The organism is Kineococcus sp. TRM81007 (assembly GCF_022669155.1).
Taxonomy (GTDB): Bacteria; Actinomycetota; Actinomycetes; order Actinomycetales; family Kineococcaceae; genus Kineococcus.
Map to the genome: position 1 here is coordinate 1 of NZ_JALBVB010000024.1, position 22,941 is coordinate 22,941.

Annotated in this window: 24 protein-coding genes and 1 pseudogene; 13 read left to right on the forward strand and 12 right to left on the reverse strand. The window is 74.9% G+C overall.

All coding sequences use genetic code 11. The features are described from left to right. Positions 1-981, reverse strand: a pseudogene (locus MN205_RS01300) (hypothetical protein); the annotation flags it as partial. A gap of 138 nt (positions 982-1,119) precedes the next feature. Here MN205_RS01300 and MN205_RS01305 point away from each other — a divergent pair. After that, a complete protein-coding gene (locus tag MN205_RS01305; RefSeq protein ID WP_242123712.1) occupies positions 1,120-2,511 on the forward strand; it encodes an FAD-binding oxidoreductase in 1,392 nt (463 codons plus the stop codon). A gap of 11 nt (positions 2,512-2,522) precedes the next feature. Continuing rightward, positions 2,523-3,116 carry a DUF1802 family protein gene (locus MN205_RS01310; protein ID WP_242123554.1) on the forward strand — a complete coding sequence of 198 codons (594 nt, stop codon included), beginning with the start codon at positions 2,523-2,525 and terminating at the stop codon, positions 3,114-3,116. Between the two features lie 16 nt (positions 3,117-3,132). Here MN205_RS01310 and MN205_RS01315 read toward each other — a convergent pair whose 3' ends face one another. Together MN205_RS01315 and MN205_RS01320 are read right to left on the reverse strand one after the other, a co-directional pair. Continuing rightward, positions 3,133-3,852, reverse strand: coding sequence for a cation transporter (locus tag MN205_RS01315; RefSeq protein ID WP_242123556.1), 720 nt, complete (start codon positions 3,850-3,852; stop codon positions 3,133-3,135). After that, entirely contained in the window at positions 3,852-4,184 is a 333-nt protein-coding gene (locus tag MN205_RS01320) for a helix-turn-helix transcriptional regulator (RefSeq protein ID WP_242123557.1), read from the reverse strand. The genes MN205_RS01315 and MN205_RS01320 overlap by 1 nt, the downstream gene beginning before the upstream one ends. A gap of 116 nt (positions 4,185-4,300) precedes the next feature. Between MN205_RS01320 and MN205_RS01325 the strand changes: the two genes are divergently transcribed. Next, positions 4,301-4,732 (forward strand): nitroreductase family deazaflavin-dependent oxidoreductase, encoded by a 432-nt coding sequence (locus MN205_RS01325; RefSeq protein ID WP_242123559.1) that lies wholly within the window; start codon positions 4,301-4,303, stop codon positions 4,730-4,732. A gap of 54 nt (positions 4,733-4,786) precedes the next feature. Here MN205_RS01325 and MN205_RS01330 read toward each other — a convergent pair whose 3' ends face one another. From MN205_RS01330 to MN205_RS01340, 3 genes are all read right to left on the reverse strand, one after another. Beyond that, positions 4,787-5,284 carry a dihydrofolate reductase gene (locus MN205_RS01330; protein ID WP_255817521.1) on the reverse strand — a complete coding sequence of 166 codons (498 nt, stop codon included), beginning with the start codon at positions 5,282-5,284 and terminating at the stop codon, positions 4,787-4,789. 72 nt (positions 5,285-5,356) lie between these two features. After that, the gene (locus tag MN205_RS01335; protein WP_242123561.1) at positions 5,357-6,487 is read right to left on the reverse strand and encodes a Gfo/Idh/MocA family oxidoreductase; all 1,131 of its coding nucleotides are present in this window, start codon (positions 6,485-6,487) and stop codon (positions 5,357-5,359) included. Then, positions 6,484-7,500, reverse strand: coding sequence for a LacI family DNA-binding transcriptional regulator (locus MN205_RS01340; protein ID WP_242123563.1), 1,017 nt, complete (start codon positions 7,498-7,500; stop codon positions 6,484-6,486). Before MN205_RS01340 ends, MN205_RS01335 begins: the two co-directional genes overlap by 4 nt. Positions 7,501-7,655: 155 nt before the next feature. Between MN205_RS01340 and MN205_RS01345 the strand changes: the two genes are divergently transcribed. The 8 genes from MN205_RS01345 (at position 7,656) to MN205_RS01380 (ending at position 15,744) form a co-directional block, all read left to right on the forward strand. Then, positions 7,656-9,608 carry a glycoside hydrolase family 127 protein gene (locus MN205_RS01345; protein ID WP_242123565.1) on the forward strand — a complete coding sequence of 651 codons (1,953 nt, stop codon included), beginning with the start codon at positions 7,656-7,658 and terminating at the stop codon, positions 9,606-9,608. Positions 9,609-9,654: 46 nt separating this feature from the next. Continuing rightward, positions 9,655-10,968, forward strand: coding sequence for a sugar ABC transporter substrate-binding protein (locus tag MN205_RS01350; RefSeq protein ID WP_242123567.1), 1,314 nt, complete (start codon positions 9,655-9,657; stop codon positions 10,966-10,968). Then, positions 10,965-11,915 carry a carbohydrate ABC transporter permease gene (locus MN205_RS01355; RefSeq protein WP_242123569.1) on the forward strand — a complete coding sequence of 317 codons (951 nt, stop codon included), beginning with the start codon at positions 10,965-10,967 and terminating at the stop codon, positions 11,913-11,915. The genes MN205_RS01350 and MN205_RS01355 overlap by 4 nt, the downstream gene beginning before the upstream one ends. Before the next feature lie 10 nt (positions 11,916-11,925). Beyond that, complete coding sequence (locus MN205_RS21405; RefSeq protein ID WP_242123571.1) at positions 11,926-12,864, forward strand: carbohydrate ABC transporter permease; 939 nt, start codon at positions 11,926-11,928, stop codon at positions 12,862-12,864. Positions 12,865-13,025: 161 nt separating this feature from the next. After that, entirely contained in the window at positions 13,026-13,520 is a 495-nt protein-coding gene (locus tag MN205_RS01365; RefSeq protein ID WP_242123573.1) for a SigE family RNA polymerase sigma factor, read from the forward strand. After that, positions 13,517-14,350 (forward strand): hypothetical protein, encoded by an 834-nt coding sequence (locus MN205_RS01370; protein ID WP_242123575.1) that lies wholly within the window; start codon positions 13,517-13,519, stop codon positions 14,348-14,350. The genes MN205_RS01365 and MN205_RS01370 overlap by 4 nt, the downstream gene beginning before the upstream one ends. Before the next feature lie 23 nt (positions 14,351-14,373). Continuing rightward, positions 14,374-15,426: an amidoligase family protein gene (locus tag MN205_RS01375; RefSeq protein ID WP_305037145.1), complete on the forward strand. Its 1,053-nt coding sequence runs from the start codon at positions 14,374-14,376 to the stop codon at positions 15,424-15,426. Between the two features lie 39 nt (positions 15,427-15,465). Next, a complete protein-coding gene (locus MN205_RS01380; protein WP_242123579.1) occupies positions 15,466-15,744 on the forward strand; it encodes a YciI family protein in 279 nt (92 codons plus the stop codon). Between the two features lie 14 nt (positions 15,745-15,758). Here MN205_RS01380 and MN205_RS01385 read toward each other — a convergent pair whose 3' ends face one another. Genes MN205_RS01385 through MN205_RS01395 form a run of 3 tightly spaced genes read right to left on the reverse strand, consistent with a single transcriptional unit; the run spans position 15,759 to position 18,332 of the window. Continuing rightward, positions 15,759-16,730 carry an ATP-binding cassette domain-containing protein gene (locus MN205_RS01385; protein WP_242123581.1) on the reverse strand — a complete coding sequence of 324 codons (972 nt, stop codon included), beginning with the start codon at positions 16,728-16,730 and terminating at the stop codon, positions 15,759-15,761. Further along, entirely contained in the window at positions 16,727-17,539 is an 813-nt protein-coding gene (locus tag MN205_RS01390; RefSeq protein WP_242123583.1) for an ABC transporter permease, read from the reverse strand. Before MN205_RS01390 ends, MN205_RS01385 begins: the two co-directional genes overlap by 4 nt. Then, entirely contained in the window at positions 17,532-18,332 is an 801-nt protein-coding gene (locus tag MN205_RS01395; protein WP_242123584.1) for an ABC-2 family transporter protein, read from the reverse strand. The genes MN205_RS01390 and MN205_RS01395 overlap by 8 nt, the downstream gene beginning before the upstream one ends. A gap of 165 nt (positions 18,333-18,497) precedes the next feature. Between MN205_RS01395 and MN205_RS01400 the strand changes: the two genes are divergently transcribed. Then, the gene (locus MN205_RS01400; RefSeq protein WP_242123586.1) at positions 18,498-19,001 is read left to right on the forward strand and encodes a DUF4383 domain-containing protein; all 504 of its coding nucleotides are present in this window, start codon (positions 18,498-18,500) and stop codon (positions 18,999-19,001) included. A 48-nt stretch (positions 19,002-19,049) separates the two neighbouring features. Here the strand turns inward: MN205_RS01400 and MN205_RS01405 are convergent, their stop codons facing one another. Further along, on the reverse strand, positions 19,050-20,057 hold the full coding sequence (locus MN205_RS01405; RefSeq protein WP_242123588.1) for a potassium channel family protein: 1,008 nt from the start codon (positions 20,055-20,057) through the stop codon (positions 19,050-19,052). Positions 20,058-20,126: 69 nt separating this feature from the next. On the opposite strand from MN205_RS01405, the gene MN205_RS01410 reads away from it, so the two are divergent. Continuing rightward, a complete protein-coding gene (locus MN205_RS01410; protein ID WP_242123590.1) occupies positions 20,127-21,026 on the forward strand; it encodes a nucleoside hydrolase in 900 nt (299 codons plus the stop codon). Positions 21,027-21,078: 52 nt separating this feature from the next. Here MN205_RS01410 and MN205_RS01415 read toward each other — a convergent pair whose 3' ends face one another. Together MN205_RS01415 and MN205_RS01420 are read right to left on the reverse strand one after the other, a co-directional pair. Next, complete coding sequence (locus MN205_RS01415; RefSeq protein ID WP_242123592.1) at positions 21,079-21,972, reverse strand: phosphogluconate dehydrogenase C-terminal domain-containing protein; 894 nt, start codon at positions 21,970-21,972, stop codon at positions 21,079-21,081. Further along, entirely contained in the window at positions 21,969-22,844 is an 876-nt protein-coding gene (locus MN205_RS01420) for a sugar phosphate isomerase/epimerase (protein WP_242123594.1), read from the reverse strand. The genes MN205_RS01415 and MN205_RS01420 overlap by 4 nt, the downstream gene beginning before the upstream one ends. Positions 22,845-22,941 lie beyond the last annotated feature (97 nt).

The following is a 22,941-nucleotide window of genomic DNA, read 5'->3' on the forward strand; positions in this document are numbered from 1 at the left end:
GGCGGCCAGCTGGACGGCCTGGCTGCGCACCTGCTGCAGCAGGTCCCACACGCGGGCGACGACGAGTCCGATCAGCAGCACCGAGCCGGTGGCCAGCCACGCCACCGGTGTCGCGCGGCCGGTGGCGGCGAGCCCGGCGAGGACCAGGGAGGGCAGGGCCGCGGCGAGCGCCAGCACCGTCAGCCGCAGCGGCGTCAGGCCGCCGGTGGCGGCGGGCTTCTTCTCCGCCAGCTCGGGCGCGGAGGCGCTGTGCGCGGCCAGGGCGATGCCCAGGTAGAAGGACAGCCACAGGAGGTTCACCCAGCGGGGGGCGTCGTCACCGCCGACGGTGTGCTGCAGGACGGTCCAGGTGACGTCGGCGGTGACGGTGGCGGCGACACCGGCGACCAGCAGCCAGTACGCGCGGGTGCGTGCGCCCGGGCCGGTGACCATGCGGGCCAGCAGGTGCACGAGGACGACGTCGGCGACCGGGTAGGCGCAGCTGGTCAGGCGCACGAGCGCGCCCTGCGTGCTGTCGGTGGCCAGCGGCAGGACGACGAAGACGCCGAAGAGGGTGGCGGCGCTCAGCGTCACCACGCCGGCGTCCAGGAGGTGCCCGTGCGCGCCGCTGCCGCCGCGCTGCCGGTTCAGCCCGAGCAGGCCGATCGTCACCGGCACGTACGCCAGCAGGTAGGCGACGTCGGCGGGGGTGGGCCACGACTCGCTGCCCAGCAGGTTCAGGACCGTCAGCGCGCTCTCGCCGACCAGGTACAGCAGCTGCCCCGCGAACAGCCAGCGCCACGGTCCACGGCGGCCGCGCGGCACGCGCGGCACGGCGAGCGCCGTGAGGGCGACCGCGAGGACCACGGGAACGAGGTAGGCGACGGACCCGGCGCGCGAGGCCGGGTCGGGCAGGGCGGACAGCGGTACGGCGATCACCGCGACCGCGCTCACGACCGCGAGCCGCAGCCGTCCCGGGCCGGCGGCCCTCTCCTGGTTCACCTGCGCTCCTTCGGTGCGCGCGGGCCCGTCCTGGAGGGCGGGGCGGGCGCGTCACACGGGTGGCGCACCCCCCCGGTGGCGTCGGGGGCGGGGGTTAGGCTCGGCCCCGTGGTGAGCATCCCTGGCCTGAAGACCGTGCTGGACCGCCCGGCCGCGTCCGCGGAGGACCCGTCGCGCGCGCCCGCCCGGCTGACCGGCTGGGGCCGCACCGCGCCGACCACCGCGACGGTGCTGCGCACGGCGGACCTCGACGTGCTGGCCGAGGCGGTGCGCACCGCCGGCCCGCGCGGCGTCATCGCCCGCGGCCTGGGCCGCAGCTACGGCGACCCGGCCCAGAACGCCGGCGGCCTGGTGATCGACATGACGGCCCTGGACCGCATCCACGACATCGACGTGGACACCGCCGTCGCGGACGTGGACGCGGGCTGCTCGCTGGACAAGCTGCTGCGCGCGGTCGTGCCGCACGGGCTGTGGGTGCCGGTGCTGCCGGGTACCCGCCAGGTCACCGTGGGCGGCGCCATCGGCGCCGACATCCACGGCGGCAACCACCACACGCAGGGCACCTTCACCCGCCACGTGCTGTCGCTGGACCTGCTGACCGCCGACGGCGAGGTCCGCACCCTCACCCCGGACGGCCCGGACCGCGAGCTGTTCCTGGCGACCACCGGCGGCATGGGCCTGACCGGGATCGTGCTGCGCGCGCGGATCCGCCTGGACCGGGTGGAGACGTCGTACTTCATCGCCGACGTCGAGCAGGCCCCCGACTTCGACGAGATGCTCGAGCGGCTGACGAGGAACGACGAGAACTACACGTACTCCAAGACGTGGTTCGACTCGGTGACCAAGGGCGCCCACATGGGCCGCGGCTTCCTGCTCCGGGGTTCCTCCGCGAAGCTGGAGGACCTGCCGGCGAAGCTGCGCAAGGACCCGCTGAAGTTCGACGCCCCGCAGCTGGCGACCTTCCCGGACGTGTTCCCGCCGGGGATGCTGAACCGGCTGACGGCCAAGGCGCTCAACGAGTTCTACTACCGCAAGGCCCACACCCAGCAGGGCGTGGTGCAGAACATCACGCAGTTCTACCACCTGCTCGACCTGTTCGCGGACTGGAACCGGGCCTACGGCCCGCGCGGTTTCCTGCAGTACCAGTTCGTCGTCCCGATGGACCGCACCGACGTGCTCAGGGCGAGCATGGAGGCCATCGTGGAGTCCGGGCACATCTCCGCCTTGAACGTCCTCAAGCGCTTCGGGGAGGGCAACGACGCGCCGTTGTCGTTCCCGCGCAAGGGGTGGACGCTCGCGGTGGACCTGCCGGTCAAGCCGGGCCTGGACGCGCTGTGCGACCGGCTCGACGAGATGGTGCTGGACGCCGGCGGGCGGCTGTACCTGGCGAAGGACTCGCGCACCACCGCCGACCGCTTCGCGCAGATGTACCCGGAGCTGCCGGCGTGGCGGAAGGTGCGCGACGCGGTCGACCCGGAGCGCAAGTTCGCCTCCGACCAGTCCCGCCGCCTGCAGCTCGTCACCGGCTGAGGCGTCCCGCCGTGTCCGACCCGGTCACCCCGGAACCGGCCGCGAGCACCCCGGCGCTGAAGGAGTGGGGTGCGGTGGTGCACGCCCTGCTGCAGGGCCGGCAGTCGCTGCTGCTGCGCAAGGGCGGCATCCACGAGAAGCGGTTCACCGTGGGGGCGTCCCGGTTCGTGCTGTTCCCGACGGTGGCGCACAGCCACGCCGAGTCGGTGCGGCCCGAGCACCGCGACCTGCTGCCGCCGGGGGCCGCGGACGCGGCCGAGGTCGACGGCGAGGAGCTGGTGGTGCGCGCCGGTGCGGAGGTCGTGGCCGTCGTGCCCGTGGCCCTGCCGGAGCGGGTGGAGGAGCTGGAGGACCTGCACGTGTGGACGAGCGGTTCCGTGCGCTCCTCCCGCGTGGACTTCCGGCCCCGCCACCAGCTGACCGCTCTGGTGGTGCGGGCGGTGGAGCTGCCCGAGCCGGTGCGGCTGGTGCGCCGCCCGGAGCACCGCGGCTGCACCAGCTGGGTGGACCTGGACGTGCCCTGGCCGGCCGGGACCGGCCGCGTCGTGCACGACGACGAGCACCTGGCGGCGGTGGAGGCCGCCGTGCGCAGCCGCGTCGGCTGAACCGGGGCGGGCCGGCTCAGCGACCGCGGGGGCCGCAGCACCCGTCGGCGCAGCTCCCGCCGTCCTGCGGCCCGGAGGCGTCGACGTGCAGGGCCGCGCCGGGTGCGCAGCAGCCCTCCCCGCGCCAGGCCCGGAGCCCCTCCCTGACCGCGGTGCCGGCGATGACCAGGCCGGCGACCGGGTCGGCCCACGAGAGGCCGAACAGCGCGTTCAGGCCCAGGCCGATCAGCAGGACGGCCGACAGGTACGTGCACAGCAGGGTCTGCTGGGAGTCGGCCACCGCGGTCGCCGACCCCAGTTCGCGCCCGGCGCGGCGCTGGGCGTACGACAGCAGCGGCATCACCAGCAAGCTCAGCGCCGCCAGCACCAGCCCGACGTTCGACTGCTCGGCCTGCCCGTCGCCGAGCAGGCCGCGCACCGACTCGACGCCGACGAAGGCGGCCAGCGCGAAGAAGGAGACCGCGACGACGCGCAGCGCCCGGTGCTCGCGGGCCTCGCGGGCGGCGTGGTCGGGCGCGGAGAACTGCCAGGCGACCGCGGCGGCGGAGGAGACCTCGATGACCGAGTCCAGCCCGAAACCGATCAGCGCGGTCGAACCGGCCTCCGCGCCGGCGGCCAGGGCGACCACGGCCTCGACGACGTTGTAGGTGATGGTCGCGGCCACGAGCCCGCGCACCCGGCGGGTCAGCACGTCCCGGCGCGCGGCGCTCAGGGGTGGGCGGGTGGTGGTGGCCATCAGCAGCAGTCCTCCCCGGCGCGGGCGGCCAGGCACGCCTCGGGGTCGGCGGCCAGCACGGTGCCCAGCAGGTCGTCCAGCGCCTCGCGCAGGCCCCCGTCGGCCAGTTCGTAGCGCATCCGCTTGCCCTCGGGCACGGCCACGACCAGGCCGCAGCCGCGCAGGCACGCCAGGTGGTTCGACATGCTCGTGCGCGTCACGCCGAACTGCTCGGCCAGTTCGGTCGGGTACGCCCCGCCCTCGCGCAGCGCGATCAGCACCCGGGCGCGGGTCGGGTCGGACAGGGAGTGGCCGAAGCGGGCCAGCACCTCGACGTGGGTGAGCGTCTGCACGACCCCGACGCTACACGATCCGCTGACGTCAGCGAATGCTGAATCATCAGCTCCGGGTCACCCCTCCTGCCGAACCCCGGCCCGCCCGGACGCCCGCGGCGGCGTACCGTCGGACCGTGACCTCTGCCACTGACCTGCACGGTGACCCGCACGTCGAGCGGTACCTCGAGACGAACGGCGAGGACGGCTACCACTGGCGCAACGGCACCACCATCCTGATCCTCTTCACGAAGGGCCGGAAGTCCGGCGAGCAGCGCTCGCACGCGCTGATCTTCCGCCCGCACGGCGACGCGTACCTCGTCGTCGCCTCCAAGGGCGGCAGCGACGCCCCGCCCGCCTGGTTCCTGAACCTGCAGGCGGACCCGGACGTCGAGGTCCAGGTGAAGGGCGAGCGGTTCCGCGCCCGCGCCCGCGTCGCCACGCCGGAGGAGAAGCCGGAGATGTGGTCGTCGATGGTGGAGGTCTGGCCGGACTACGAGGACTACCAGCGCAGCACGTCGCGGGAGATCCCCGTCGTCGTCCTCGAGCGTGCCGGAGACACCGCCTGACGCAGCAGCACCGCGCGAACCGGCCCGGGCCCCCGCGGTGGGGGCCCGGGCCGTTCAGCGCCGCCAGTCGGCGATCGCGTAGCGCAGGCCCGCGCGGGAGGTGGACCAGCCCTCGGCGGGCGTGCGCTCAGCCAGGCGCCACCCGTCGCCGAACGCGGGCGCGCGGGTGTCGCCGTCCACGTCCACGTCCACGGTGGTGACCACCAGCCGCGTCGCGCGGGGCAGCGCCTCGCGGTACACCTGCCCGCCGCCCGCGATCCACACCCCGGGTCCGCCGCCCTCCTCGTCGGCGCCCAGCAGTTCCAGCGCCCGGTCCAGGGAGGGCACGACCTCCGCGCCGGGCAGTTCCAGCCCCGCCCGCCGGCTCAGGACGACGTTGCGGCGTCCCGGCAGCGGCCGGTAGCGCGGCGGCAGCGAGTCCCACGTGGCCCGGCCCATGACGACGGCCGAACCCCGCGTCAGCTCCGAGAAGTGCGCCAGGTCCTCGGGCAGGTGCCAGGGCATCCCGCCGTCGCGGCCGATGACCCCGTCGCGCGACTGCGCCCACACCATGCCGATCACGCGCGTCCCCGTCCCCGTCGTGCCGTCCCACCTCGTGCAGCGGCCGTGCCGGCCGGGACCACCCTAGGGTCGCGGGTGGTCCGCGCCGCCGTCCAGCTCGGCCGCCCACGCCTCGCGCGTCGTCGTCACCGCCCGGCCCGTGGCGGCGGACTCGGTGATCGCCGCCGCCACGAGCTGGTCCTGGGCGGCGGCGGCCAGCGGGTACGGCGCCGGGCCCTCCGCGCGCGCCCACGCGGCCGTGCGCACCAGCAGCGAGGCCACCGCGATCTCCTCGTCGGACAGGCGCTCACCGGGGAACGGGTTGCGGTGCAGGACGTCGCCGTCGAGGGAGAGGTGGTCCAGGGCGAAGCCCTGCACGTCCTGGTGGACGCCCGTCTGGCGGCGAACGATCGACGACTCCACGACCGTGCGCTCGTCCACCAGCCGCACGACGCGGTCGTCGACGATCTCGCCGGAACTCCCGCGCACCACCAGCCGCCGCGTGCGCAGCGGGTTGCGCGTCTGCGTCTCGGTGAAGTCGTACAGGCCGCCGCGGCCGTCCCCGGCGTCCAGCACGGCCACCGTCGAGGCGGTCGGGTGGGCGGCAGTGTCCCCGGTCCAGCCGCGGCGGTCCACCGGGTTCGCCAGCGGGGCGGTGCGCGTCACCGCGCTCACGCGCAGCGGCTCGGCGCCCAGCCCGGTGAACGCGCGGATCAGCGCGACCGCGTGGTGCAGCTGCGTGGACGAGACCTGCGCGTCGGAGACGGCGCCGATGAGGCCGCGGCGCACCACCTCCAGGCGCGCGGCGTTGCCCGGGTTCAGCGGGTACTGCTCGGCGACCTGCACCCGCCCGCTCGCGCCGACCTCCTCCCACAGCCGCCGCAGCGCGGGCACGTCCGCGCCGGGCGGGGTCTCCGCCAGCACCGCCGCACCCGCCGCCACCAGTTCCGGCACCAGCGTCGCGCCCACCGCCGGCGGTGCGGTGGTCACGACGAACTCCGGCGGCGTCGCCAGCAGCGCGACCGCGTCCCCGACGACCGGGGGCCCGAACCGGCGGGTCACCTCACCCGCCGCGCCCGGGTGGCGGGTCAGCACGCCGGTGACGCGCAGGTGCTCCGGCAGCCGGGCGGCCAGGCGCAGGAACATCCCTGCGCGGTAACCGGTGCCGACGAGCGCGAAACGCACCGGCCCGGCGCCCGGGCCCGCGACGCTCACACGCCCACCGTGGACTCGCGCACCACCAGGCGCGTCGGCATCGTCGTGGTGCCGGGGGAGGCGGGGCGCCCGGCCACGGCATCCAGCAGCAGCTCCCCGGCGCGCCGGCCCATCGCCTCCAGCCCGAGGGCGACCGTGGTCAGCGGCGGCCGCGAGGCCAGCGCGATGACGTCCCAGTCGTCGAAACCCACCACGGCCACGTCGTCCGGGACGCGCCGCCCCGCGTCCCGCAGCCCGTCGCACACCCCGCGCGCGATCTGGTCGCTGCCGCAGGTGATCGCGTCCACGTCCGGGTGCCGGCGCAGCAGCAGGTCGGCGGCCAGGCGTCCCCAGCGCTCGCTCCAGTCCCCGTGCAGCGGGTCGCACACCAGGTGCCCGGCGGCCTCGGCGGCGGCGGCCTCGCGGCGCACGACCGCGGCGTGGTGGTCGGACGGGCCGGTGACGTGGGCCACGCGCCGCCGCCCCAGGTCCAGCACGTGCCGCACGGCGGCGGACGCGCCGCCCGCCTGGTCCACGACGAGGCTGGCGTCGGCGGGGTCCTGCGAGGGCGTGAAGGCGTACACCACCGGCACGTGGCCCGGAGCGGCGATCGGCGGCCGGGGTTCGGTGCGCCGGCCGGTGACGATGATGCCGTCGACGCGGCGGGCCAGCAGCGTGCGCAGGTGGTGCTGCTCGCGCAGCGGGTCGTCGCGGCTGTCGCACAGCAGCACCACCATCTCCCCGGCGCCCAGGGTGTTCTCGGCGCCGAGCATCACGGGGATGGAGAACCGCCCGAAGCTGTCGGTGGTGATCAGGCCCACCGTGTAGCTGCGCCCGGAGGACAGCCCGCGCCCCAGTGAGTCGGGGGTGAACCCGAGCTGCTCGGCAGCGCGGCGCACCCGCTCGCGCGTCTCCGCACGCAGCTGGCCGGTGCCGTTGAGGGCCTTGGAGGCGGTGCCGGGGGAGACGCCCGCGAGGGCGGCGACGTCCACGATCCTGGGCGGCGCGCCCGCCGGAACGTTCGTTTCCGTCATGCCGCGCCTCCTCGTCCACGCCAGGCGCCCTCGTCGGCCCGGGAGCCCTCGACTGTACCTCCCTTGACGGGCGGGGGTGCGAGTCGTAGCGTGCGGCGCAGAAAACGTGTTCCGTCTTTTCCTGCGGAAGCGGCGGACGACTCGACGGAGAGCTGATGACCACCACCGCGCCCCCCACGCCCAGCACGGCCCCTGCCGCCGTCGCGCCCGCCGCCCCCACCGCGGACGCCGCGGTCGCGCTGCGCCCGGTGCCCTCGGGCGAGGCCCGCATCACCGGCGGTTTCTGGCACGAGCGCCAGGACGCCAACCGCCGCCAGGCCATCCGCACCGGCTACGAGAAGCTCGAGACCGCCGGCAACCTGCAGAACCTGCGCATCGCGGCGGGCACCGCCACCGGCGAGGTGCGCGGGCCGATCTTCATGGACTCCGACGTCTACAAGTGGCTCGAGGCCGCCGGGTGGGAGTACGGCCGCGAACCCGACGAGGAGGTCCTCGGCTGGATCCGCGAGATCACCGACGTCGTCGCCGCCGCCCAGGCCGAGGACGGCTACCTCGACTCCGTGCAGCAGGTCCGCGGGAACGGCGCGCGCTACGTCGACCTGCCGTGGAGCCACGAGCACTACTGCGCCGGGCACCTGTTCCAGGCCGCCGTGGCGATCCACCGCACCACCGGCGAGACCGGCCTGCTCGACGTCGCCGTCAAGCTCGCCGACCACCTCGTCGCCACCTTCGGGCCCGGGAGGACCGAGGAGGTCGACGGGCACCCGGTCGTCGAGATGGGCCTGGTGGAGCTGTACCGGGAGACCGGGAACCGCGCCTACCTCGACCTCGCGCAGTGGTTCGTCGACGCCCGCGGCCACGGCATCATCGAGCAGCACGGCAAGGAACCCACCTACTTCTCCGACCGCGTGCCGGTGCGCGAGGCGACCACCGTCGAGGGCCACTCGGTGCGCGCGGTGTACCTGACGGCCGGTGCCGCCGACGTCGCCGCCGAGACCGGCGACGCCGAGCTGCTCGCCGCGCTCACCCGGCAGTGGGAGGGCATGACCTCCACCAAGACGTACGTGACCGGCGGCATCGGTGCGCGCTGGGACTTCGAGCAGTTCGGCGACCACTACGAGCTCGGCCCGGACCGCGCCTACGCCGAGAGCTGCGCGGCCATCGGCAGCGTGCAGTGGTCCTGGCGGATGCTGCTGGCCACCGGTGAGACCCGCTACGCCGACCTGGTCGAGCGCACCCTGTACAACGCGTTCCTGCCCGGCGTCTCGCTGGCCGGCACCGAGTACTTCTACGTCAACCCGCTGCAGATGCGCGCCGGCGCCCACACCGACGAGGAGCGCAGCGCCGCGCACGGCCGCCGCCCCTGGTTCGACTGCGCCTGCTGCCCGCCGAACATCATGCGGACCCTGTCCAGCCTGGACGCCTACCTGGCGACCACCTCCGGCGACGGTGTCCAGCTGCACCAGTTCGCCACCGGCACCGTGCACGCGGACGCCGCCGGCGGCGTGGAGCTGGCCGTCAGCACCGACTACCCCTGGGACGGCACCGTCCGCGTGGAGGTCCGCGGAGCCGGCGAGGGGGAGTGGGAGCTCGCGCTGCGCGTGCCCGGCTGGGCCGAGGGCGCCACCGCCACCGTCGCCGGCGAGGACGTCGTGGCCACGGCGGGGGAGTACCTGCGCGTGCGCCGCACCTGGGCCGCCGGGGACGTCGTCGAGCTCGTGCTGCCGATGGGCGTTCGCGTCGTCGAGGCCGACCCGCGCGTGGACGCCGTGCGCGGCGCCGTCGCCGTCGAGCGCGGCCCGCTCGTGTACTGCCTCGAGCAGCCGGACCTGCCCGCCGACCTCGTCGCCGACGACGTGCGGGTGCGCGTGGCGGAACTGCGCGGCGCCCGTGCCGAGCACCGCCCCGACCTGCTGGGCGGGGTGTCCGTGCTGCAGCTGCCGGTGCACCGCGCGCTCGGCGCGGCCAGCGGGCCGCTGTACCGCCCGGCCGCCGACGAGGCGCCCGAGCAGGCCGCCCCCGAGACCGTCGAGGTCCCGGCGATCCCCTACTACGCCTGGGCCAACCGCGAGATCGGGCCCATGCGCGTCTGGCTGCCGCGGGCCTGACCCGTCCGCACGAGATCCGACGAGGATCAGAGACCGGAGGAGAGCGATGGTGCTTCCCCGCAGGAACGTCCTGGGCCTGGGAGGGCTGGCGGCGCTGAGCGCGCTGCTGCCCTCCTGCGCCTCCACCCTGCCCGAACCCGACGTCACCGCCGCCGGCTTCGGCGAGGACGCCACCGGGACCGTCCGGCTGTGGTGCCGGGCGGCGACCGTCGGCGGCGTCCGGCAGACCGTCGACGCCTTCAACGCCTCCCAGGACCGGGTACGGGTGGAGCTGACACCCGTCCTGGACGGGCAGTACGTCACGAAGCTCGCCACCGCGATCCGCGGCGGCAACGTCCCGGACATCGTCGACATCGACGACATCAACTCGATGCTGTTCATCTACCGGGACACCTTCACGGACCTCACCCCCCTGGTGGAGCAGCTCGACTTCGCCGACCGGCTCAACCCCGGCCAGCTCGGGCTGGCCACCCGCGACGGGCGGCACTACGGCGTGCCCTACATCGCCGACAACTCCGCGCTCTTCTACAACACGGAGCTGCTGGAGCGGGCCGGGGTGGACGTCGAGACCGCCACCGCCGACCTGGACGGGATGCTCACCGCGGCCCGCGCGGTGGGGGAGCTGGGCGACGGGACCTACGGCCTGTCCATCGACGGCAACGCCGCGGGCATCCTCGGGTTCGTCGTGCAGCCCCACGTGTGGGCCGCCGGCGAGCGCAACGTCGTCGGCGAGGTCGGCGACCAGCAGGGGAACATCGTCGGCAATGACGCCGTCCGGCGCACCTTCGAGTTCTACCGGACGCTGTGGGAGGAGGGCCTCATGCCGCAGGCCAACTTCTCCGGCGACGGCGCCCGCTGGGGCGCGGCCTTCACCGAGGGCACGGTGGCGCTGTTCCCGTCCAACTACGCCGTCGCGGTCCTGGGCGCCTCCCCGGAGATGCAGGCCAAGACGGGCGTGCAGCTGCTGCCCGGGCCGGACGGCGGCCGAGCGACCTTCGCCGGCGGCGACAACCTGTGCATCCCGCGCGGGGCGTCCAACGCGTCGGGGGCGTGGCAGTTCGCCCGGTTCGCGCTGGACCTGCCGCAGCAGACGAACCTTCCCGCGGGCGGTTTCATCCCGGTGCGCTCGGACGCGGCGACCGAGGAGTACCGCTCGACGTACCCGCTGGCGGTGCCCCCGCTGGAACAGATCGAGGAGGCGTACGCACCCGTGACCCTCGCCTACAACCTGCTGTTCAACCAGCAGGACTCCCCCTGGATCGCCGCCTTCCGGCAGGCCGTCTTCGACGGCGACGTCGACGGTGCCCTGGTCACCGGCCAGGAGGGCTTCGACCGCATCCTCGAGCAGGCGCAGCTGTGAGCGCCGTCGCGGACCGGGCCACGGCCACCCGGCCGGCCCGGGGCCGGAGAGCCGCCGCCGGCAGCAGCTCCCGGGGCAACTCCCTCACCCACCCGACGCGCACCGGCCTGCTGCTGGTGCTGCCGGCGCTGGCCTTCGTCGTCGTCTTCGTGCTCGTCCCGCTCGTCTTCGCGGTCTACATGTCGATGACGAACTGGCCGCTCATCGGCTCCTACGAGTTCACCGGCCTGCGCAACTACGTCGGCGTCGCGCAGGACCCGGTGTTCTGGAAGTCGGTCGGCTACACCCTGCTGTACACGGCGATCGTCACGCTCCCGATCCTCGTGGTCGGCTACGCGCTGGCCGTGGTGGTCCGCTCCAACCGGCGCGGGTCCACCTTCTTCCGCACGGTCTTCTTCCTGCCCTACGTCATCGGGCTGACCACGCTCAGCTTCCTCGTGGTGCTGGAGGCGCAGCCGAGCTCGGGTGCGGTGAACATCGTGCTGGAGCGGCTGGGCATCACCGACGGGACGACGGCCTGGCTGGCCGACGGCCCGCTGGCCACCGGCCTGATCTGCGTGATGATCATCTGGGCGGTGTCGGGGCTGACCATGGTGCTGCTCATGGGCGGCATGCAGGGCATCCCGCGCGAGGTGTACGAGTCCGCGGAGATGGACGGCGCGAGCTGGTGGCAGCGCGAGCGCAGCATCACCGCGCCCATGCTGCGGCGCACCATCGCCATGAGCCTGGTCATCTCCGTCATCGGCTCGCTGCTGGCGTTCACCCAGTTCTACGTCCTCACCCGCGGCGGGCCGGGGACGGACACCCAGACCGTCGTCATGTACATCTACCAGCGCGGTTTCGTGCAGCTCCAGCTCGGCGCCGCCTCGGCCCTGTCGATCGTCCTGGTGCTCGTCATCGGCCTGGTCACCGCCGCCCAGTTCCGCCTGCTGCGCGAGAAGGAGTGAGGGAGTCCCCGTGTCCACCACCGCGCCCACCACCGTCGCCACCGCACCCGCCACCGCTCCCCGGCGCCGCACCCGCACCCGCCCCTCGGGGGGTCCGGACCGCGCCCGGGCGGAGAGCCGCACCAAGATCACCCTCTACGTCCTCGGGGGGACCCTGGCGACGCTGGTCTTCCTCGTCCCGCTGGTGTGGTCCGTGCTGCGGTCCTTCCAGCCCAACGACGCCATCGTGTCGACCACCCCCACCTGGTCGCAGCTGACCGACTTCACGGGCGAGAACTTCCGCGCGCTGTTCAGCGGGAACGCCGACATCCTGCGCTCGGTCGGCAACAGCCTCGTCGTCTCCATCGCCACGGCGTTGCTGACGGCCTTCCTGGCCACCCTCGCCGGCTACGGGTTCGGGCGGTTCGGCTTCCGCGGCCGCAACCTCCTGTTCGGCCTGGTGGTCGTGACCATGATGGTCCCCTTCCAGGCGATCATCACGCCGCTGTACCTGCAGATGAACGCGATGGGACTGACCGACTCCCGGCTCGGCCTGGTGCTCTTCTACTCCACCGTGAACCTGCCGTTCGGCGTGTTCGTCATGCGCAACGCGTTCGAGTCGATCCCCGCGGAGATCGAGGACTCCGCCCACGTGGACGGCGCCGGGACGCTGCGCACGCTGACCTCCGTGCTGCGCCCCATGCTCGTGCCCGGCATCGCCACCAGCGCCCTGTACGCCTTCCTGGCGTCCTGGACGGAGTTCCTGGGGGCGCTGACCTTCCTCACCGACGACCGCAAGTACACCCTGCCGCTGTCGCTGGTGAACCTGCAGTCCGGTGCCTACGGCGCGGTGAACTTCGGCTACCTGGTGGCCGGCGCCGTCGTGGCGATGGTGCCGTGCGTGATCCTCTACGTGGCCCTGCAGCGCTTCTACGTCGCCGGCCTCGCCTCCGGCGCCGTCAAGGGCTGACCCCCGCCCCCTCCCGACGCCCCACCCCGTCCCTCCACCCGCGGTGATCCTGCACGGTTGAACGCTCACCCGTGCAAGATCACCGCGGGTTTCGTCGTGGGCGGGGCAACCTGGTGGGGGTGTGCGGCGTCTTGGAGGGCAGTCGTCGTGGAGGAGGGGCCGTGGAAGGGTCGTTCGAGGAGTTCGTCACCGCGGGCGGCGGTCGGCTCCTGCGGACCGCGCTGCTGCTCACCGGTGACCGCGCCGCCGCCGAGGACCTCGTGCAGGACGTCCTGGAGCGGGCGTACGTGCGGTGGCGCTCCATCGAGGACCCCAACGCCTACACCCGCACGGCGATGACGCGCGCCGTCACCGACCGGTGGCGGCGGGTGGCGCGGCGACCGCGGGAGGTGGAGCTGCAGGGCTGGCACGGGCGCCCCGTTCCCGACGGCGCCGCGGACCGGGCCGTGCGCGCGGACGTGGTGGACCACCTGCGGAAGCTGCCGCCGCGGCAGCGCGCCGTCATCGTGCTGCGCTACTTCGAGGACTGGTCCGAGGAGCGCATCGCGGACGAGCTGGACATCTCGCGCGGGACCGTCAAGAGCCAGGCCTCCAAGGGCCTGGCCAGGCTGCGCGAGCTCATGGGTGTCGACGAGGAGGCGATGAGCCGGTGGTGAACGAGGTCGAGGAACGGCTGCGGCGCGAGATGGCGGCCGCGGTGCAGGACGTGGAGTCGCCGGCGTGGCTGCCGGCCGCGGCGCGCAAGGGGGGACGCCGGCGGGCGAACCGGCGCCGGGTGCTGCTGGCGGCGCCCGCCACGGCGGCGGCGGTGGGCGCCGTCGGCGTGGCCTCGTGGGGCGGGTGGTCCCGGCCGGGGGAGACCTCGGTGGTCTCCCCGGCGGCCCCGGGCGCGCCGGCGGCGCAGCCCGGCGGGCAGGAGGCCCGGCAGGAGGCGGCGCGCGCCGCGGTGGAGCAGGCCAGGGCCCTGGAGGCCTACTTCGCGGCCGGGTACGACTACGACGACGCCGTGGAGCTGGGCCGGTCGTGGAACGTGGAGCCCGGTGAGGCCAAGGTGAGCGCCGGAGCGGACCTGCTCGCGGGCCGCCCGGTCCCGCTGGAACCGACCGGCGAGCCGTACGTCGGCGCACCGGCGGACGAGGAGCTCGTGGCGTACTTCGGGGCCGGTTACGGCTACGCCGACGCCGTGGAGCTGGGGCGGCTGTGGAACGTCGAGCCCGCGGAGGCCAAGACGACCGCGGGAGCGCACCTGCTGGCCGGTGAGGAGCTGCCGTTCGAGCCCGTCGAGCAGCCCGCCGAGCAGCCCGTCGAGCAGCCGGCCGTGCCGGCGGACGACCGGGCTCCGCAGCGCGAGGCGTTCTTCGCGGCCGGGTACGACTACGACGACGCCGTGGAGCTGGGGGAGGCGTGGAACGTGGACGCCTGGGAGGCGAAGGCGCTGGCCGGGGAGCGCCTGCTGGCCGGTGGGACGCTGCCGGTGCAGCCCTGAGCACCTCCGGCGGCGAGCCGGTCCTGCGCCGGCGCACCGGGGTGGAGGTGGAGCTGCTCGCACCGCGCGGGTCCAGCCGTCGGCACCTGGCCGACGAGCTGGCCCGCCGGTGCGGCGGCTCGGTGCGCCCGGTGTTCCACGCCGACAGCGAGACGTCGGCGACGGCGGGCGTCGAGCGGTTCTGGCACCTGACGCCGGGTTTCGAGGTCCTCGGCGCGGACGGCGCGGTCCTGTGCCGCCTGGTGGACGACACCACGATCGTGCAGGACCTGGACCCCTCGGCCGCACCGCTGCCGGGCTGGTACCGGGTGCTCACCGACGACGCGCGCCTGCTGCGCCTGGTCGCCGCCCGCACCGATCCGGCAGAGGGGATCGGGTCGGTGCTGGGACCGGTGGCGGAGCTGTTCGGCACGCGGGTCGCCGCGGTGGGTGCGGTGTTCCGCGTGGACGACGGTGCGGGGGCGAGCGTGGCGATGGCGGCGCCGCTGCCGGGGGAGCGTGAACGCCCCTGCGAGGTGATCACCCCTCCGCTGGAAGCGGACCACCTGGACGCGCTGGAGGCGCTGCTGGCGCCGGCGCGGGAACTGGGTTTCACCGTGCCCGCCGAGGCGGCGGTGCACCTGCACCTGGACGCGGCGCCGTTCCGCGACGTCGACGCCTTCCGGGGCGTGCTGCGGCTGTTCGGGCCGTGGGGGCCCGGGCTGCGGCTGCTGCTGGGCACCAACCCCGCCTGCCGGCGCCTGGGCCCGCTGCCGCCGGAGCTGGTGGCCCTGGCGGAGCGGGAGTGGACCGGCTGGGAGGAGCTGCGCGCCGCCGCGGCGGGCACGGGCGCCTCGAAGTTCCGCGACGTGAACCTCACCCACGTGCTCGGGGTGCGGCCGGGGCCGCCGACGCTGGAGGTGCGGGTCCTGCCGGGGTGCGCCGACGGCGGGGGGGTCGTGCGGCGGGCCGCGCTCGTCGAGGCGCTGCTGGACCGGTTCTGCTCCGGGGAGCCGCTGCCGGCGGCCCCCGGGGACGGTGCGGAGGCGGCCGCCGCGCTGCTGACCCTCGCCGGGCCCGTGCCGGCGCGGCGGTAGCGTCCCGGGCGACAACCGCCACCGCAGGAGGGGAACCCCGTGCCGTACTTCGTCGCCACCTACGCCTACACGCCCGACACCACCGCCCGCGACGAGGTGCGCCCCGTGCACCGCGAGTGGCTCGCCGGTCTGGGCGAGCGCCTGGTGCTGTCCGGGCCCACCGACGCCGACGGTGCCGTCCTCGTGTTCGAGGCGGCCGACGCGGCCGCCGTGGAGGCGCTGCTGGACGAGGACCCCTTCACCACCGGCGGGATCGTCGCCGAGCGCCGCGTCGTCGGCTGGGACCCCGTCCTGGGTCGCCTCGCCGGCTCCCTCTGACCGAACGCCCGGCGTCAGCGTCGCGCGGACGCGTACAGCTGCCGCACGACGTCGGCGACGTCAGGTTCCTCCACGGACAGGTCCCGCACCTCCGCCAGCCGCGACACACCGGCGAGGACCTCGGCGGCGGTGGTGGCGGTGGGGTCGAACGCCAGGCGCTGGCGCAACCCCTCCGCCTCCACCGCCACCAGGTCCGCGCCGGGCACGTGCAGCGGCGGGACGGGTTCGCGCAGGTCCACCACCAGGACGCGGCGGGCGCCGACGCGCCGCGCCAGGCCGGGCAGGTCGCCGTCGTAGGCGAGGCGCCCGGAGTCCACCACCAGCACGCGGTCGCACAGCCGCTGCACGTCGCCCATGTCGTGGGTCGTGAGCAGCAGCGTCGTGCCGTGCGCCTCGCGCTCGCTGCGCAGGAAGCGCCGCAGCCGTTCGCTGGACAGGACGTCCAGGCCGATGGTGGGTTCGTCCAGCAGGAGCAGCTCGGGGGAGTGCAGCAGCGCCGCGGCGACCTCCCCGCGCATGCGCTGCCCGAGCGAGAGCTGCCGCACGGGTGTGCCGAGGAACGCGTCCATGTCGAGGCGGTCGGCCAGTTCGTCGCGGCGCGCCCGCCACCGCGCGCCGGGCAGGCCGTGGATCGCGGCCAGCAACCGGAACGACTCGGCCAGCGGCAGGTCCCACCACAGCTGGCTGCGCTGGCCGAAGACGACGCCGATGCGGCGGGCGAGGTCGCGGCGGTTCGGTGCCGGGTCCAGGCCGCAGGTGCGCACGGTGCCGGACGTGGGCACGAGGATCCCGGTCAGCAGCTTCACCGTGGTGGACTTGCCCGCGCCGTTGGCGCCGATGAACCCCACGGACTCGCCGCGCTCCACCCGCAGCGACAGCCCGTCGACGGCGCGCACGACGCGCCGCTGCCTGCGGAAGCGCCCGCGGCGCACCCGCAGCACGTACTCGCGCACCAGGTCCTGCACCTCCAGGGCCGGGGCGCTCACGAACCCGCCCCGGTGTACCGGCGCACCCCGGCCCGCCACAGCAGCAGCGCTGCCGCCCACACCGGCACCGCCGCGAGCGGGGTGCACCAGCCCAGCCACGACGGCAGGCCCGCCGGGCCGGTGCGCCCCGTCAGCGCCAGCACCGGCAGGTACGCCACGAAGCTCGCCGGCACCACGTAGGTGAACACCCACCGCAGCGGTCCCGGGTACAGCGAGGCGGGGTGCTGGGCGGCGTTCGCGCCGCCGTAGGTGAACGAGTTCGCGGCCTCGCGGCCCTCCAGGAGCCAGAACTGCAGCGCGCCGGCGGCGACGAACAGCGCGCAGAACACCGCCGTGCCGCCCAGCACGGAGCCGCCGAGCAGCGCCAGCGTCGCCGCGGACGGCTCGACCCCGGCGCGGGGCAGCGCCACGACGAGCACGGCGAGCGCCACGCCGGCACGTCCCAGCCGGCGCAGCGAGACCTCCGAGGTGGCCAGCTGCCCCAGCAGCGGCAGCGGGCGCAGCAGGAACGCGTCGAGGGTCCCCTCGCGCACGTGCCGGGGCAGCTCGTCGACGTGCCCGACGAGCAGGTCCGCCAGGGCGAACGCGAGGTTCGCCAGCGCGAACACCAGGCAGGCGCTCCACACGTCCAGGCCACCGAGGGTGTCCACGCGCCAGAAGACGACGTACACGGTGGCGAGCTCGCTGATCCCGACGCCCACGTTCGCCAGCACGTCCGCGGCGAAGGAGGTGCGGTACGTCAGCTGCGCGCGGGCCCGGGAGGCCAGCACCGCCCGGTACGCGGCGAGGTCCGCGCGACGTTCAGCCACCCTGCACCACCAGTCGGCGCGACCCCGCGGCCAGCAGCAGGCGCCCGGCGGCCAGCACCACCACCAGCCACGCGGTCTGCACGGCCACCACGCGCAGCGCCGCCGCGCCCGTCACGACGCCGGTGAACACGTCCGCCGGCGCCTGCAGCACGGACGGGAACGGGGTGGCGGCGGCCAGCGCGGCCAGCCACGGCGGGAACCACGCCACCGGTACCGCCAGCCCCGTCAGGACGGTCGCGCACACCGTGTAGAGCAGCAGGACGCCGCGCACGTCGATCAGCCAGAACGCGGTGAGGTTCACGGCCCACCGCAGCGCGAAGGAGACCGACACCCCCAGCACCAGGGACGCGCACCCCAGCAGGTACCCGGCGGGCTCCGGCGGCAGCACCAGCCCGGTGGTGAGGGCGCCCACGAGCAGCGGCGGCAGCCCGCGCGGCAGCAGCTGGAACGCGGCGCGCCCCAGGTCGTCCGCCCAGGCGGCCAGCTGCGGGTCGACCGGGCGCGCCAGGTCGACGGCGACGTCGCCGGTGCGCACCCGCCGGGCCAGGCGGTCGTCGGCGAACACCGACACCGGCGCCAGCAGCGCCTGGCTGAGCCAGGCGAACGTCGCGGCCTGCGCGACGCCGTACCCGGCGACGCTGCCGCCCGCGGCGACCACGGTGCCGGTGAGCACGGCGGCCTTCACGGCCCCGAACACGGTGTTCGCCAGCGCTCCGGCCGCGGTGGCGGCCCGGTAGGCGGAGTACCTGCGGAACCCGGCGGCCGCCAGGGCGGGGTAGGCGGTCACCGGCACGACCGACGACCCTAGCGCCGGCGCGCGGCCCGCAGGGGGGACCGGCGGGCCGGGTGCGACGCGGTTCGCCTTGCCGCCCGCCCCGCAGTGCCTACCGTGGAGGGGGACGGGCCGGACCTGCGTGCCCGCCGTGCAGGTCTCGTCCTCGCTCCAGGAGGGTTCACCGTGAGCAGCACCCGCGCCTCGACGTCCTCGCGCCTGTCCGTGCACCGCTCCCCGGTCCAGCTGACGTCCCTCCTCGTCGGGATCGCGTTCCTCGTCGTCGGCGTCCTGGGGTTCGTCCCCGGGATCACCACCGACTACGGGCAGCTGAGCTGGGCGGGGCCGGACTCCCACGCCCACCTGCTGGGCGTCTTCCAGGTCTCCGTCCTGCACAACGTCCTGCACCTGCTGTTCGGCGTCGCCGGCGTGGTGCTGTCCCGCTGGCCGGGCGCGGCGAAGGCGTACCTGCTCCTCGGTGGCGTGGCCTACCTGGGTCTGTGGGTGTACGGCCTCGTGGTGGCGCAGGACGTGCAGGCGAACTTCGTGCCGCTGAACGCCGCCGACGACTGGCTGCACCTGGGCCTCGGCGCCGGGATGCTCCTGCTGGGCCTGCTCATGCCGCGCCGCACCTCGACGGGCACGGCGCAGACGTACGCGGGGCCCACCGCAGGCGGCGACGTGCAGTGACCGGCCGCTGAACCCGGTCCCGGCGGAGCGGGTCGGCGGCCCGCCGCGTCACCCGGCCCGCGGCCAGGTCCAGCCGCTGTTGTCGACCACCCGGCGCAACCCGGCGCGCCGGTCGGCCTCCGCGCGGACCGCCTGCTCGAAGGAGCGGCTGTCGGCGAGGGGGACGCCCGCCTCCGCGAGCGCGGTCAGGGCGGGAGCGTCCGGTGCGTCCGGGGTGGGCACCAGTGCGGACGTGGCGGCGACGGTCTGCGCGTAGCCGCTGACGGCCTCCCGCACCGGTGCCACGGCGCTGCCGTCGGGGCGGGCGTCCGCGGCGACACCGGCGCTGAGGATCAGCATGGCCTCGTCCAGGGTCGCGACGGCTCGCGACGCCGCTGCTGCGGCCTTGCCGGTGTGGCAGTAGTGCAGCACCGGGTAGGCCAGGTGCTGCTCGGCCACCTGGGCCACTTCGCTGCTGAGGCTCACGAGGTGCTGGACGAAGGCGGAGCTGAACCGCTCACCGTTCCAGCCGCGCGCCACCACCTCCTGGGGGTGCGCGCCCAGGGCGAAGACGTGCATCGCCAGGGCCCGGGAGGCGACGACGGCCTGCACCACCGAGAGCAGGTACGTGACGGCGAGGGTGATCAGCAGGAACCCGGTGAACCCGGCGACCGCGGCGAGCAACCGCCACCCCGGCTGGTTCGCGGTGTAGTCGCCCACGCCGAGGGTGGCGGTGGAGAAACCGGCGAAGTAGACGGTGTCGAGCACCCCCGCGGCCCGGCCGGTCGTGGAGTTGACGACGGCGCCGCTGCCGACGAACAGCAGCGACCACCCCGCCCACAGCAGCAGGACCCACGTCGACGCCGTCACCGTCAGCAGCAGCACCCCGGAGAACCTCAGCGGCGTGCCCTCCCGGCCCCGGGGGTGGCGCCACCGCAGGAGCCGCCACAGCGCTCCGGTGACCCGGCTCGTCAGCGGCCCGGCCCCGGTGCTCACGGACAACGTGGTCACCAGGGCGTCGACGAGGACGAGGACCACGAGCACGGCCCCCGCGATGATCTCCACTGCTGCCAGCACCGGTCCATGGTGCCGTCCGTCGCGGTGGGCTACGGTCGCGGGACGAGCACCGGGACGACAGGAGGCACCGTGGCCGCGACCCGGAGGATCCCCAGGACCGTCCGCCTCGTGGTGGACACCGACGCCAAGAACGAGGCGGACGACCAGTACGCGGTCGTCCACGCCCTGCTGTCCGAGACGCTGGACGTGCGCGGCATCGTGCCGGCCCACTTCGGCACCGGCCGCTCGGCGACGAGCATGGCGGACAGCCGCGCCGAGGTGGACCTGCTGCTGGAACTGCTCGGGCGCACCGGTTCGGTCCGGGTCGCCGACGGGGCCCCGGTCGCGCTACCGGACGAGCGCACCGCCGTCGACAGCCCCGGTGCCCGGCTGATCGTCGAGGAGGCGCTGGCCGACGACGACCGGCCCCTGTTCGTCACCCTGCTCGGCCCGCTGACCGACATGGCCACGGCGCTGCTGCTGGAGCCGCGGATCGCCGAGCGCGACCTCACGGTCGTCTGGATCGGCGGCCCCTCCTACGACGGGGTCTGGGACGGCGCTACGCCGGAGTACAACCTGTCCAACGACGTGCACGCGGCGAACGTCGTCTTCTCCAGCGGCGTCGAGCTGTGGCAGGTGCCGCGCTCGGTGTACACGCGCGTCGGCGTGGGGTACGCGGAGCTGGAGGAGCGCGTGGCCCCCTGCGGCCGCATCGGCCGCTACCTCGTGGACCAGCTCGTCGCCTGGAACGACGAGCACCACCCCCGGGCCATCGAGCACCGCTCCCTGGGGGACTCGCCCGCCATCGGGGCGGTGCTGAACCCGCAGGGCGCGGTGTGGCGCCGGCGGGTGGCGCCCCGGTTCACCGAGGAGTGCACGATGACCGGGGGCGCCGACCCGGAGCGCACGCTCCTGGTGTGCGAGGAGTTCGACACCCGGTACCTGCTGGAGGACTTCTTCGCCAAGCTGCGCCGCGCCACCACGGACTGACGGAGCCTCCGGCGGGCACGGCTGCGTGTCCGCCGGGGGTGCTCGCGCAGGGTCAGCGGCGGACGGCGTCGATGCGCAGCATCCGCGCGATGACGGTGTCGAGCTCGTCGTCGCGGAAGATCTTCTTCCAGTCGTCCTTGACGATCGATCCGCGGCCGTAGTCCATGGCGATGTGGCAGGCCTCGGAGAACGGGTTCGAGCCGCGCAGCGCGTTGGTCAGGGCGATGCCCACGTGGCCCCAGAGCATCGCGCGGGCGGCCTCGGCGGGGACCCCGACGGTGTTCACCGTCTCGTCCAGGGCCTCCTTGAGCAGGGCGCCGACCATGCAGGCGATGGTCTCGACCAGGGTGGGTTCGAGGACGGCGAGCTGCTTCACGCTGACCCAGTGCACCTGGATGACGGGGGCGTAGATCGTGGTGATGACCTGCTCGGCGACGGTGCGCACCTGTTCGTCGTCGACCTCGAGGGCGGCGACGACCTCCTGGGGGGCGGCGATGCCGCCGAAGGTGTCGGCGTACTCGGCGTCGGTGCGCCGCTCCAGGAACACCGAGGGGTGGCACGGGTGCGCCACCGCCTGGGCGACGCCCTCGCGGGAGGCGAGCAGCCCGGCGTAGGCGGCGGCCGGGTCGAGGGTCAGCAGGATCGAGCCGCCCTTCATGCGCGGCACGAGGTCCTGGGACACTGCGCCGAGCACGACGTCGGGCACGGCCAGGACGACGACGTCGGCGCCGTCCACCGCGGTGGCGGAGTCGACGACCTCGCGGCCGGCGGCCCGGACGCGCTCCTGCCCGGCGGGGGAGTTCTCGGCGTAGCGGACGGTGAAGGCGCTGGTGTCGAGGTTGTTCGACACCCGCATGCCCATCTTGCCGCCGGCGCCGATGACCGCCACGGTCAGGGCGCCGGTGTCCGTGCCGGTGGTCGCGGTGGTTTCGGCCAGGTCAGTCATCGCTGGTGCTCCTCGAGCGGGTTCGCGGTCAGGCGGGTCAGGGTGGTGGCCGTCCAGGCGGCCTCGGTGCGGGTGGTGGTCTCGGCGTCGCCCTGCCAGGACAGCCAGTGCTCGGCGATGCGCGTGATGCCGCGGCGCACCGGGTCCAGGGCCGTGAAGGTCGCGTCGTGGTCGAGCAGGCCCTCGCCCAGCGGGGTCCCGGTGAGCGAGAAACCCACCCACCCCTCCGCCCGGGTGAAGGCGAAGTCCTTCACGTGCCAGTTCTTCACGTGCGGGGCGCACCGGGCGGTGACCTCCGCGGGGTCCTCCAGGGCGGCGACGGTGTTCGCCGGGTCCAGGCAGATCCCCAGGTGCGTGTCGCCGACGGCCTCGACGACGTCCACGAGGGCGGTGGTGGGCACCTGCTCGTAGGTCTCCAGCGCGAGCGTGACGCCGGCGCGCGCGTAGTCGGGCAGGACCTCGCGCAGCCGGCGCTCGGTCTCGCCGCGGTCGGGGCGGTCCTCGGGGTCGGCGGGGCCGGCGGTCCACATGCTGCGCACCAGGCGGGCGCCGAGGGCCTCGGCGATCCCCAGGTGGCGCCGCAGGTGGTCGGGCCGGGTGCCGCGGGTGCCCACCTCCAGCGCCAGGCCGAGCTCCGCCGCGGCGCGGCGCAGGTCCGCCAGCCCGGCGCGGTCCAGCCGGTCCAGGCGGGGGTCGTCGCAGACCTGGAACACCTCGGCACCGAGGTGGGCGGCGTCCTCGAACTGCTCGGTGATGCTCATCGGGCGCTCCACCCGGTCGGAGGAGCGCCAGGAGTAGGCGTAGGTCCCCGCACCTGCGCCGGTGCTGCCCGGTGCGAACGGCGCGGGTGCGCCGGAGGCTGCGGTGTCCACGTCGACTCCCAGGGGTGTGCCTCGTCGTGCCTCGCTCGCCCGGCGGCGTGCCGGGGAGCGGTGGTGCCCGGCCGGCGGCTGCTGCGCCGCACGAGGA